11 protein-coding genes are annotated in these 11,419 nt (G+C 64.4%); 3 read left to right on the top strand and 8 right to left on the bottom strand.

Features of this window, described 5'->3' with window-relative positions; genetic code table 11:
• Positions 1 to 140 precede the first annotated feature (140 nt).
• The 6 genes from FXB38_RS40560 to FXB38_RS40535 form a co-directional block, all read right to left on the bottom strand.
• Positions 141 to 440, bottom strand: a complete 300-nt coding sequence (locus tag FXB38_RS40560) for a copper-binding protein (RefSeq protein ID WP_148756488.1) — start codon at positions 438 to 440, stop codon at positions 141 to 143.
• Positions 441 to 576: 136 nt separating this feature from the next.
• On the bottom strand, positions 577 to 1,191 hold the full coding sequence (locus FXB38_RS40555; protein WP_148756487.1) for a hypothetical protein: 615 nt from the start codon (positions 1,189 to 1,191) through the stop codon (positions 577 to 579).
• Positions 1,188 to 2,036, bottom strand: coding sequence for an ABC transporter permease (locus FXB38_RS40550; protein ID WP_148756486.1), 849 nt, complete (start codon positions 2,034 to 2,036; stop codon positions 1,188 to 1,190). The genes FXB38_RS40555 and FXB38_RS40550 overlap by 4 nt, the downstream gene beginning before the upstream one ends.
• Entirely contained in the window at positions 2,033 to 2,839 is an 807-nt protein-coding gene (locus tag FXB38_RS40545; protein WP_148756485.1) for an ABC transporter ATP-binding protein, read from the bottom strand. Before FXB38_RS40545 ends, FXB38_RS40550 begins: the two co-directional genes overlap by 4 nt.
• Entirely contained in the window at positions 2,836 to 3,819 is a 984-nt protein-coding gene (locus FXB38_RS40540) for a YVTN family beta-propeller repeat protein (protein WP_148756484.1), read from the bottom strand. The genes FXB38_RS40545 and FXB38_RS40540 overlap by 4 nt, the downstream gene beginning before the upstream one ends.
• Positions 3,804 to 4,985, bottom strand: coding sequence for an ABC transporter substrate-binding protein (locus tag FXB38_RS40535; protein ID WP_148756483.1), 1,182 nt, complete (start codon positions 4,983 to 4,985; stop codon positions 3,804 to 3,806). The genes FXB38_RS40540 and FXB38_RS40535 overlap by 16 nt, the downstream gene beginning before the upstream one ends.
• 127 nt (positions 4,986 to 5,112) lie before the next feature.
• Between FXB38_RS40535 and FXB38_RS40530 the strand changes: the two genes are divergently transcribed.
• On the top strand, positions 5,113 to 5,616 hold the full coding sequence (locus FXB38_RS40530; protein ID WP_148756482.1) for a DUF3280 domain-containing protein: 504 nt from the start codon (positions 5,113 to 5,115) through the stop codon (positions 5,614 to 5,616).
• Positions 5,617 to 5,649: 33 nt separating this feature from the next.
• Here FXB38_RS40530 and fghA read toward each other — a convergent pair whose 3' ends face one another.
• A complete protein-coding gene (fghA, locus tag FXB38_RS40525) occupies positions 5,650 to 6,495 on the bottom strand; it encodes an S-formylglutathione hydrolase (protein WP_148756481.1) in 846 nt (281 codons plus the stop codon).
• 88 nt (positions 6,496 to 6,583) lie between these two features.
• Positions 6,584 to 7,207, bottom strand: coding sequence for a response regulator transcription factor (locus FXB38_RS40520; RefSeq protein ID WP_148756480.1), 624 nt, complete (start codon positions 7,205 to 7,207; stop codon positions 6,584 to 6,586).
• 206 nt (positions 7,208 to 7,413) lie between these two features.
• Here FXB38_RS40520 and FXB38_RS40515 point away from each other — a divergent pair, with 206 nt between their 5' ends.
• Positions 7,414 to 8,772, top strand: a complete 1,359-nt coding sequence (locus FXB38_RS40515; RefSeq protein WP_148756479.1) for a histidine kinase — start codon at positions 7,414 to 7,416, stop codon at positions 8,770 to 8,772.
• Between the two features lie 165 nt (positions 8,773 to 8,937).
• Positions 8,938 to 11,403, top strand: a complete 2,466-nt coding sequence (locus FXB38_RS40510; protein WP_148756478.1) for a TonB-dependent receptor — start codon at positions 8,938 to 8,940, stop codon at positions 11,401 to 11,403.
• Positions 11,404 to 11,419: the final 16 nt, after the last annotated feature.

Genomic DNA, 11,419 nt, shown 5'->3' with positions numbered 1-11,419 from the left:
TCCCCATGTGAGCAATCCAGAGTCCCTCCACGGAAAGATTCTGGATTGCTTCGCTGCGCTCGCAACGACGATGTGGAGGCCGATTGCATCCGTCAGCCGGATCGACCCGCGGCGAGCAACCTCCGCAGCGAAACCCAGCCCTACTGCTTCTGCAACTTCGTCAGTGTGCCGGAGCCATCCGCGTCGGTCGCGGAATACGTCACCCGATCGCCGGCATGGACGGTATCCAGCATCGCGGCGTCCTTAGCCTTGTACTGCTGCAACGCGCCGGCGCCGCCGGCACTGCCGCCGACCGTGCCCTTCTGCGTCTGCTGGATCGAGATCGTATTGTTTAGCCGATTGATGCTGGTGACCATTCCGGTCATGTCGTCGGCAAAAGCGGAGGACGCGAGCATGCTGATGGCTGCAGCGCCTGCGAGGATGAATCTTGCTGTTCCCATCGAGGCCTCCCGGCATTGGATGTTCACATCGACAAGCCATCCTAGATCGATTTGGTTCCGGCAGATAGCGTGGCAAACATTAATGATCGCATTGAAATCGCGGGAACTTTTGTGAAAGCCGCCAGCAGGGCTGACGCTATTCCATCTCCTGCTGGATCACGCGGCCGAGCGCAAACAGGCGCTGATCGATGGCGGTCGGAACCTCGCAGACGAAGCGCACCACCTTGCGGCGATCCTCGAAGATGCGGGTCTCCCAGATCAGCTGGTTGCTCATGGCATCGACCTTGGCGTCGTCGCGCGGCGTTGCGTCCTGGAGCGCCTGGAGCTGGATGGTCTCCTCGCGGATCTTGTCGGCGGCCTCGCGTTGCTTGCGGCTGACGCGTTCGAGCCCGCTCATGACTTGCGAGCGCTGGGCGTTGAGCGTGTCGAACAGGCCGGCGAACAGCAGTTTTGCGTTGGCGGTCTTGTCGGCCGCGGAGCCGCCCAAAAATTCCTTGATCGACCTCTCGGCCTCGTCCAGCGGCGTCTTGCGCGCTGCCAGCTTCGAGACCAGCGCGCTGACCTTGCTGTCGTCCTTCCACTTGCTCTCGGCGTCGTCGAGCGCAGGACCGGCCCAGACGGCGGCGAGCGAGATGTCCGGAACCTTGGCCTGCGAACAGGGCCAGTCGGGATAGCGCGGATCGGCCGCGCGTGCGGCGACGGTCGAGACCGCGAACGCAAGGGCTGCCATGGCAAGTGTCCGAACCATCATCCTTCGCCTCCCGCAGGCCCGCGCCGCGCCAGCCCGCGCGAGGGATCATAGGCATAGATCGCGGCGGTCATGAAGACGATTGTGCAAACTCCGACCACAGCCAGCGAGATCCAGTTGATCTGTCCATACAGCGCGAAGCGAATCAGCTCGACCGCATGGGTGAACGGATTGGCCTGGCAAACATAATAGAGATAAGGGCTGCCCTCCTGCACCCGCCAGAGCGGGTAGAGCGCGGAGGAGGCAAAGAACATCGGGAAGATCACGAAGTTCATGACGCCGGCAAAATTTTCCAGCTGCTTGATGCCGGAGGAGATCAGCATGCCGAGCGAGCCCAGCATCAGCCCGGACAGGATCAGCGCCGGCAGCACCGTGAGATAGCCGATCGGGGGCGGCGTGATGTCCCAGAACCAGGCGATGATCAGGAACGCATAGACCTGGAGCAGCGACACCGCGGTGCCCGCGAGCAGCTTGCAGAACAGCAGGAAGCCGCGCGGCAGCGGGCTCACCAGCAGCGTGCGCATGTTGCCCATCTCGCGGTCATAGACCATCGAGAGCGAGGACTGCATGCCGTTGAAGAGCTGGATCATCGCCATCAATCCCGGCGCGATGAAGACCTCGTAGAGGATGTAGGTCTCGTAAGGCGGGATGATGGAGATGCCGAGCACCTGGCGGAAGCCGGCCGCAAAGATGAACAGCCACACCAGCGGCCGCACCAGCGCCGAGACGAAGCGCTCGCGCTGATGCAGGAAGCGCAGCCCCTCGCGCCAGACGATGCCGGTCAGGCAGGTCATGTACTCGGAGGCCGAGAAGCCGCGCGGCGCCTCGCGCGTGGTGATGCTGCTCATGCGCCGCCTCCCGGCATCACTTGCGCGCCGGTCAGGCGCATGAAGGCGGTGTTGACGTCCTGCGCGCCGGCCTCGCCGATGACGCGGCCCATCGGGCCCTGTGCCAGCACCTTGCCCTGGTGCAGCACCACGAGGTCGTCACTGGGCATGATCTCGTCGAACAGATGCGTGGCCCAGAGCACGCCGATGCCTTGCTCCGTCACGAGCTGGCGGACATGGCTGATGATGTCTGCGCGTGCCTTGACGTCGAGGCCGACGGTCGGCTCGTCCAGCAGCAACAGCCGCGGCCGGTGCAGCAGCGCACGGGCGATCTCCAGCCGCCGCATCTGCCCGCCGGAGAGATCGCGCACCTTGCTGCCGGCGCGGTCGGCGAGGCCAATGCGCGCGAGCAGCTCGGCGCTGCGCGCAGCCGCCTCGCGCCGGCTGATGCCGTGGAGGGCGGCGTGATAGAGCAGGTTTTGCGTCAGCGACAGATCGAGATCGAGCGTGCGCGGCTGGAACACGACGCCGAGCAGCCGCAGCGCCTCGCCGGGTGAGCGGCTGATGTCATGGCCGAAAATACCGACGCGGCCGGTCTGGATGCCGAACAGCCGCGTGATCAGCGAGAACAGCGTGCTCTTGCCCGCGCCGTTGAGGCCGAGCAAGGCGGTGAAGCTCGCAGGTCTCACGTTGAAGGAGACGTCGATCAGCGCCCGGCGCGGGCCGTAGGAATGGCTGACGCCGTCGATCGACAGCGCGGGCACCGCGGCCGGATCAGGCCGTGGCGTCTCGCGAGGTTCGGCGATGGGAGCGGGGCTGGTCATGGCGCGATCGTGATGCCCCAGGGCAGTTCGCCCACCTGAATGGTCTTGATCACCTTTTGCGCGGCGACGTCGATGACGGAAACGTCGTTGGACACGCCATTGGTGGTGAGCAGGTATTTTTCATCCGGCGTGAACGCCATGTGCCAGACGCGCTGGCCGACTAGGAGATATTTCGTCACCTTGCGCGTGGCAGTGTCGACCACGGCGACCCGGTTGGCGGGGCCGAGCGCGACAAAGGCGGTCTTGTCGTCCTTGGTCATGCCAATGCCGACCGGCTGGATCGCCTCTTTCCTCAAGCCGGGAATCTCAAAATTGACCTTGCCGATGACCTCGTGCTTCTGCGGGTCTACGATCGACACGGTGCCGCCGATCTCGGAGGACACCCACAATTCGGACGCATCGTGCTTGAACTCGGCAAAGCGCGGCCGGGCATCGACCAGCACATTGGCAACGATCTGGCGCGACGCGGTGTCGATGAAATGCGCCATGTTGGTCGTCTCGGACGTGTTGATCAGAATCTTCCCGTCCGGGCTGACGGTCATGCCCTCGGGCTCGACGCCGACCTGGATGTCTCCGAGGCGTGCACGCTTCTCCAGATCAATCACCGTCACCGTATTGTCGTTCTCGTTGGCGACATAGAGTGTCTTGCCGGCGGCATCCTGGGTGAACAGTTCAGGGTCGGGCCCGGAGGGCAGGGTGTCGACAACGGCTTGGGTCTTGGCGTCGATCACCTGGATGGTGTCGTCGTCGCCGACCGCGACCATCACAAATTTTCCATCGCGGGTGAACTCGATGCCGCGCGGACGCTGGCCGACCTTGATAGTCTTGGTCACGGCCCAGCTCTCGGTGTCGATCACCGACACCGTGTTGCTCTTTTCGTTCGAGACATAGGCGATGAAGGCATGAGCGGGCGCTGCCGCGAGCGCCAGTCCGGAGAGCAATCCCACCCGCAACATCCGTGTCCTCATTTCAGCTTGCATTTGCTCTCCGGACGATCATAGCCGAGCGTGTCGAGTTCGGAGACCTGGTGCAGAAACCCTTCCTGCGGCGACACCGACACCACCATGCGGCCGTCGACCAGCAGGATCGGCTGGCGGAGCTGGAGATTCCAGTCGCGCAGCGTCAGCTTGGTGCCCTTGAAGGCGGCGACGGAGAAGTCCGGTCCCTTGATGAAATCGGTGACCTTCTTGACGTCGCCGGAATTGGTGCGCGAGGTGGCCTCGCCAATCATGCGCACGGCAGTCCAGGCCTGCATGTCGAGCGCAGTCATGCGCCGCGAATTGAGCTTCATGAAGCGGTTCTGCATCTGCGTCGCGCCCCATTGGTCCTGCGCGGCGTCCCAGCTGCGCGGCACCAGGCCGGCCGAGCCCGCGACGGGGCGGGGATCCCAGGTGCGGTAAGGCAGATAGGCTGCGAATACCTCGCTCTCGTCGGCGGCGACCAGCACGTCGTAGGCGGGCGCGGCTTGCGTGAACACGGGCATCTGCCGCTGGATCAGCGTCACGCCCGAGTCCGTGCGGCGCGCGCCGCCGGTGTCCTCGAAGGTCCGCTCCTGCACGATCTTCGCGCCAAAGCGCGTGGCGGCGCGACGGAGTGCATCGGCGTATAGCTTGTCCTTGTCATGCGAGCCGACCAACAGCAGCCAGCGCGGCCATCGCTTCCACACCAGGTACTGGCCGAGCGCATCGGCCAGCATTGAGCGTGTCGGCGCGGCGTGGATCACATTGGCGCGGCAATCGGCCTCGCGTAGCCGCTCGTCGATTGCGCCGGCGTTGAACAGCAGCGTGCCGCGGTCGCGCAAGGCGTCGGCGGCCTTCAACAGTGCATCGGCCGGCAGGTCGGTGACGATGAAGCCGTTGTGCTCGGCGAGCGCGGTCGCGGCCTGGACCACGTCCTCACCTTCCCTAATGCGGCGCTCCTCCAGCGTGAAGCGCTGGTTCAGGAATTTCCCTGTGGTGTTGTTGTCCTCGATTGCGAGCTTCGCGCCGGCGACGCCGTCATTGTCCGTGGGCTGCTCGACCAGCGAGAGCGTCGATCTGGTGCCGGCGACACCGAGATAGCCGACGCCGATCGTGACCGGGTCGGCCGCGAGCGCTTGCATCGCTGCCAGACACAGGCCGATCGGGCCGAGCAACCATCGGATCATGCTTCCTCCTGACGTCCTCCCCGGCTTGACCGTCGGTGAAGAATTGTCTCTCTTGAAGCATGACCGATTTGGCCGGGCATGCAACCCCGCATTTGGTCGTCGCGACACGACAGGCGGAATCACGATCATGCGAGCGCTGATATGTTTCGCGGCTTTGCTGCTGATGGGTTCGCAGGCAGCCGCCGATCCGCCAAAACTTGCCGTGTTCGATTTCGAGTTGATCGACACCAGCCTGCCCGGCGAGTTCTACGGCTCCCGGCCGGAAGAGGCGCGGCTCGCGCATATCAGCGACCAGTTGCGCAAGCAACTGGCCGACTCAGGCCGGTTCCAGCTGCTCGATATCGCGCCGGTGAGGGATGCCGCCAGTCACGCCAATCTGCAGGCCTGCGGCGGTTGCGACCTCAAGCTTGCCGGAGAGCTCGGTGCTGACCTCGAGATCACCGGCATGGTGCAGAAGGTCTCGAACCTGATCATCAATCTGAACATCCATCTGCGCGACGTGAAGACCGGCAACATGATCACCGCGGCAAGCGCCGACATGCGCGGCAACACCGACGAATCCTGGTCGCGCACGATGAGCTATCTGATCCGCAACCGCCTGCTCGCGCCGAATTACGGCAAGCCGGAGTAGGTGCAAAGCCCTCACAGGGGGAGAAGGAAGAAGCTACCCCTTCAGCCGCTCCGCATGCCAGTGCAGATGGTCGCTCATGAACGTCGAGATGAAATAGTAGCTATGGTCGTAACCCGGCTGACGCCGAAGCGTCAGCGGGATGTTGGCCTTGTTGCAGGCCGCCTGCAGCAGTTCGGGACGAAGCTGCTCCTTCAGGAAATTATCGGCCTCGCCGACGTCGACCAGGAAGCCTGAGTATTTCGCGCCATCCTCGATCAGCGCCACCGTGTCATGGCTGCGCCAGGCATCCTTGTTCGGCCCGAGATAGCCGGTCAGCGCCTTGATGCCCCAGGGCACCTGCGACGGCGCCACGATCGGGGCGAACGCACTTGCGGCGCGATAGCGGTGGGGGTTGCGCAGCGCCACGGTCAGCGCACCGTGGCCGCCCATGGAATGGCCCATCACCGATTGCCGCTTGGCATCGACTGGAAAATGTCCCGCCACGAGCTTCGGCAGCTCGTCGGTGACATAGCTCCACATGCGATAATTGCGCGCGAACGGCGCTTCGGTCGCATCGACGTAGAAACCGGCACCCAAGCCGAAATCATAGGCATTGTTGGCGTCGCCCGGCACGTCGGGTCCGCGCGGACTGGTGTCGGGCGCGACGAAGATCAGGCCGAGCTCGGCGCAGGCTTTGCGAAATTCGCCCTTCTCGGTGACGTTGGCATGGGTGCAGGTGAGCCCGGAGAGATACCAGACCACGGGCAGCCTGGTGCCGTCGGCATGCGGGGGAACATAGACCGAGAACACCATGTCGGTGCCGGTCGCCTGGCTCGCATGGCGATACACGCCCTGTACGCCGCCATAGGAAGTGTTGGTCGAGACAGTCTGGATCGTCATGCCGGTTTGCTCCGTGGCATCTCACCACATCAAGAATGCAATGCTCGTGTGTCCGAATTAGCGCGGGAACGCAAAGGCTGACCCAGGGTCAGGCGACACCGCTGTCGATCGCCAGCCGCACCAGCTCGACCGAGGTCTTCACCCCGAGCTTCTGGCGCATGATCGAGGAGGTGTTGGCGACCGTCTTGTAGGACGATTGCACCAGCCAGGCGATCTCGGACAGGCTCTTTCCCGCGCTGAGCAGCCGCAAAATCTCCATCTCTCGCGCATTCAGCTTCGACAGCGGGCTTTGCGCCAGCATGGGCCCTGCGAAGGCGATGCTGCGCGCGATCGCGCTCGGAAGATAAGTGCCGCCGCCGCCGCCGACGGTGCGGATCGCCTCAACGAGATCGTCGGGGTCGCCGGTCTTGGAGACGTAGCCCTTGGCTCCGCATTCGATCGCGCGCGCGGCAAAGGCCGGGTCGTCGTTCATGCTGAACATGATGATGCGGGCATCAGGCGCGCGTTCGAGGATGCGGCGAGCCAGCTCGAAGCCGGAGACGGTCGGCAGGTTGATGTCGATGACGCAGAGGTCGGGGCGCTCGACGATGAACACGCACTCGCCGTCTTCGGCATCGGCGGCCTCCAAAATCTCGATCTCGCCTTCGTCGGCCAGCACCGCGCGGCAGCCGGAGGCGACAATGGGATGATCGTCGACGATCAGAATGCGCATAGGCGTTCCCCGTGACAGCGCATCCCCGTGAAAGAATTTGCCTGTTTTCGCGCCGCATGATTCCGGACGAGACGGACGCGCGTCTCATGTCGGGTCATGCAACCCGGCCGGGATTGCTGTACGCTTCCGATTAGATATCGGGCGCTTCGTCTCTGTCAACGCTATCGGACAGGCGCGAGCGATCCTTCGTGGGGCAGGCGAGAGCAATGTGGCAAAATCTATCCTTGCGCGGGCGCATCAACCTCCTGCTGGCGCTGCTGCTTGCGCTCGGGCTCGCCGTCAACATCGCCCGACAGGTGGCGGAGGCCGGTCCCCGCGTCCAGGCCGAGGACCAGAGCGTGATCCGGCTGGCGCGCGAGTTCATCGAGATGATCGTTGCCGATCTCAACGAGGCGCCGGATCCCGACGCCAGGCTGAGCCAGATCGCGCGTGACCTCAATCGGCTCCGCCATGTCAGCATTGCGCTTCGGGACGCAGGTGGGAACCCGTTGACGCCGCCGCGCACCGAGGCCGATGACGACACGTCCGGGCCACCGGCCTGGTTCGTCAGCCTGGTTCATCCCGAGCAGACCGCCGTCAACGTGCCGGTCTCGGTCCATGGCAAGCCCGGCTCGCTGGTGATTACCTCGCATCCCAATGACGAGATCGCCGAGATCTGGGATGCCATCGTCACGCAGCTCGAGGTCGGTTCAGTCATCGCGCTGGTGCTGTTTCTGGTGATGATGACGGTCGTCGGCCGCGCGCTCGCGCCGCTTGAGTCGCTGACACAGACGATGGGCGAGCTCGAGGACGGCCGCTACGACGCGCGTGCAGTGCCCGACGGCGCGCCCGAGCTCGCTGCGATCTGCACCAAGCTCAATCATCTCGCGGCGACGCTTGGCGAGGCGGTCGAGGACAAGCGGCGGCTTGCCGAGCGCGCGGTGTCGCTCCAGGACGTCGAGCGCAAGGAGATCGCGCGCGAGCTGCATGACGAATTCGGGCCGTATCTGTTCTCGCTGCGCGCGCATGCCAGCGCTCTCGCAAAGCTCGCCGACGGACGCGCACCAAGTGCAGATGCCGTGCGAAAACACGGCGGAGCCTTGCTGGAGCAGATCAATGCGCTGCAGCAGTTCACCCGTCGCGTGCTGGAGCGCTTGAGGCCCGTCGGCCTTGCCGAGCTTGGCCTTGGCAAGGCGCTGGAATCGCTGTCGCGGCTGTGGCGGGAATCGCATCCCGACGTGAACATCGAGACGACGATCTCGCCGGCGCTGGGGGTTACGGGCGAGACCGCGGACCTGACGATTTATCGCGTCGTGCAGGAGGCGCTCACCAATGCGTTCCGCCACGCCGGCGCGACCGCGATCAATGTCGTGATCGAGCCGGCGGAGCAGCCCGGCCGCGACGGTCGCTGCTGCGCCCGGGTCCGGGTCAGCGACAACGGCCACGGCATGGAGCCGGGCCAGAAGCTCGGCTTCGGCCTCGTCGGCATGCGCGAGCGTATTCTGGCGCTGGGCGGCACGCTCAACGTGGCGTCGGGCGAGGGCGGCGTCACCGTGGAGGCGCTGGTTCCAACCGCTGCGGCCTGATCGCGTCCGGTTCGATCGGGAAGAATTCCCGATTTGGTCGGGAAAACGGGTACGGATTGTGCCCGACCTTTTGCGGCTGGTGCATGAGCCGCCGCCGAATACACTCGTCACAACCAACGGTGAAAACCAAAACAGCTGAAGGTTACGGGTGGGACAATACTAGGAATGCGCAAGCTGGGACACACGCGGCGTCTGCTGATGGCCTTGGTCGCGACCGGGTTGGTGTCCGGACTCTGTTTCGGGACCAGCGCCCGCGCTGCGCAGGACGAAGAGACCAACGTCCAGAATCTGCCTGCGGTCGAGGTGGTGGCGCCGCGGCCGACGCCGCGGCGCGCGTCGCCGCGGCCGGTTGCGCGGACGGCTGCGAGCTCCGGCAAGCCGAGGGAGGGCAGGATTTACGTCTACCCGACCGCGCCTGGCACCGGCAGGGGTCTCGATGTCGACAAGGTTCCGTCGGCGATCAACGCCGTTGACGCCAACCAGATCAAGCGCACCGGCTCGCTCAACGTCACGGATGCGCTGCGCGACAACATTGCCGGGGTCAGCATCAGCGAGGTGACCGGCAACCCGTTCCAGCCGAACGTCGAGTTTCGCGGCTTTGTCGCCTCGCCCGTGACCGGCACGCCGCAAGGACTCGCGGTGTACCAGAACGGCGTGCGGATCAACGAAGCGTTCTCGGACGCCGCCAACTGGGACCTGATCCCGACCGCAGCGATCAGGTCGGTGACGCTGGTGACCAATAACCCGGTCTTCGGCCTGAACGCGCTCGGAGGCGCGATCAATCTGCAAATGAAGGATGGCTTCACCTATCAAGGCGCGGAGCTGGATGCCATGGGCGGCTCATTCGGCCGCATCCAGGGCTCGGCGCAATGGGGCAAGGTGGTCGACCAGAACTACGGCATCTACGCCGCGCTCGAAGGCCTGCACGACAACGGTTTTCGCAACTTCTCCCAATCGGACGTGCGGCGCTTCTACAGTGACGTCGGCTACAAGGCCGGCGACAGCGAATTCCACGTCAATATGGGGGTCGCCAAGAACGATTTCGGCGCCAACGCCACCGTTCCGGCCGAGCTCCTGGGTAAATATTGGGGCGCGACCTACACGACACCGCAAACCAGCGCCAACCGCGTCGGCTATCTCAACCTGACCGCCAGGGCCGACGCGACGCCGACCTGGACGCTCGAAGGCACCGCGCATGTGCGCAGGTACGAGCAGAAGATCGTGGACGGCAATCCAACCAACGTCGGCGAGTGCACGGCGGACGCGACGTTGCTGTGCTTCGGCGACGGTGCGACGCCCGCGAATGGCACGAACGGCGTGCAGCTTGGCAATCCCTTTGCGCCGGGAACGATCCTCGGCGAGATCGACCGGAGCTCGATACGGTCGACCAGCTTCGGCGCATCGGGGCAGGCCACCAACACCGATCAGCTGTTTGGGCATGACAACCGCTTCGTGATGGGCACAAGCTATGATGCCAGCGTCACGCGCTACGATGCCACCGCCGAGATCGGTTCGATCGGAGAGAACTATGTCGTGAGCGGCGGCGGCATCTTCCTGGGGCCGACCGGCACGATCGATACCGGGTTTGCCGGTCCCGTCTCGCTGCGGACCGTCAATCAATATAACGGCCTCTATGCGATGGACACGTTCAACGTCACGGATGCCTTCGCGATCACCGGCGGAGGCCGCTTCAACGTGGCGCGCATCTCGCTGGAGGACCAGCTCGGCACTGCGCTCAACGGCGACTACACCTACACCCGGTTCAATCCGGTGATCGGCGGGACCTACAAGATCACGCCGGAGCTGACCGCCTATGCCGGCTATTCCGAGGCCAACCGCGTGCCGACACCGCTCGAGCTCGGCTGCGCCGATCCGAACAATCCGTGTCTCATCGCGGCGTTTCTGGTCTCCGACCCGCCGTTGAAGCAGGTCGTGTCCAAAACGGTGGAGGCTGGCCTGCGCGGTACCAGGGAGCTGAACATCGGCACGCTCGGATGGAAGATCGGCGGCTTCCGCGCCACCAACTATGATGACATCCTGGCCGTCCCCGTTCCCGGCCGGACCGGCTTCGGCTATTTCACCAATGTCGGCAGGACACGACGGCAGGGGCTCGAGGCCGAGGTCAACATCAAATCACCGACGCTTCAGTTCCAGGCCAGCTACACCTTCGTCGATGCCCGCTTCCTCGACGCATTGACGCTCGGCTCGAACAGCCCGTTCGCCGATGCCGACGGAAACATCCAGGTCTTGCCCGGCAACCAGATACCCGCGATCCCGCGTCACCGCGTCAAGGTCGGTATCGACTACGCCGTTACCGATGAGTGGAAGGTTGGCGGCAATGCGCTGTTTGTCTCCAGCCAATACCTGGTCGGCGACGAATCCAACCAGTATTCCAAGCTGTCATCCTATACGGTCTTCAATCTGCACACGTCCTACCAGGTCGCCAAGAATTTCCAGATCTACGGCAAGATCGACAACGTCTTCGACAATCGCTACGCGACCTACGGACAGTTCTTCGACACCGGCGCTCTGCCGAACTTCACCAATGGCGGAAACCCCTTCACCGATCCGCGCTCGCTGAGCCCGGCAAGGCCGCGTGCGTTCTACGCGGGCGCGCGGGTGACGTTCTAGAGCGTTCGCCCATCTG

This window comes from Bradyrhizobium cytisi, assembly GCF_008123515.1.
In the GTDB taxonomy this organism is placed as follows: Bacteria; Pseudomonadota; Alphaproteobacteria; order Rhizobiales; family Xanthobacteraceae; genus Bradyrhizobium; species Bradyrhizobium cytisi.
This window is presented reverse-complemented; position numbering and strand designations above follow the sequence as displayed.

Excerpts from the sequence above, each read along its gene's own strand:
- FXB38_RS40555 (WP_148756487.1), bottom strand. The coding sequence starts at position 1,191 with ATGATGGTTCGGACACTTGCCATGGCAGCCCTTGCGTTCGCGGTCTCG.
- FXB38_RS40515 (WP_148756479.1), top strand. The coding sequence starts at position 7,414 with ATGTGGCAAAATCTATCCTTGCGCGGGCGCATCAACCTCCTGCTGGCG.
- fghA (WP_148756481.1), bottom strand. The coding sequence starts at position 6,495 with ATGACGATCCAGACTGTCTCGACCAACACTTCCTATGGCGGCGTACAG.
- FXB38_RS40550 (WP_148756486.1), bottom strand. The coding sequence starts at position 2,036 with ATGAGCAGCATCACCACGCGCGAGGCGCCGCGCGGCTTCTCGGCCTCC.
- FXB38_RS40545 (WP_148756485.1), bottom strand. The coding sequence starts at position 2,839 with ATGACCAGCCCCGCTCCCATCGCCGAACCTCGCGAGACGCCACGGCCT.
- FXB38_RS40540 (WP_148756484.1), bottom strand. The coding sequence starts at position 3,819 with ATGCAAGCTGAAATGAGGACACGGATGTTGCGGGTGGGATTGCTCTCC.
- FXB38_RS40510 (WP_148756478.1), top strand. The coding sequence starts at position 8,938 with ATGCGCAAGCTGGGACACACGCGGCGTCTGCTGATGGCCTTGGTCGCG.
- FXB38_RS40560 (WP_148756488.1), bottom strand. The coding sequence starts at position 440 with ATGGGAACAGCAAGATTCATCCTCGCAGGCGCTGCAGCCATCAGCATG.
- FXB38_RS40520 (WP_148756480.1), bottom strand. The coding sequence starts at position 7,207 with ATGCGCATTCTGATCGTCGACGATCATCCCATTGTCGCCTCCGGCTGC.
- FXB38_RS40530 (WP_148756482.1), top strand. The coding sequence starts at position 5,113 with ATGCGAGCGCTGATATGTTTCGCGGCTTTGCTGCTGATGGGTTCGCAG.
- FXB38_RS40535 (WP_148756483.1), bottom strand. The coding sequence starts at position 4,985 with ATGATCCGATGGTTGCTCGGCCCGATCGGCCTGTGTCTGGCAGCGATG.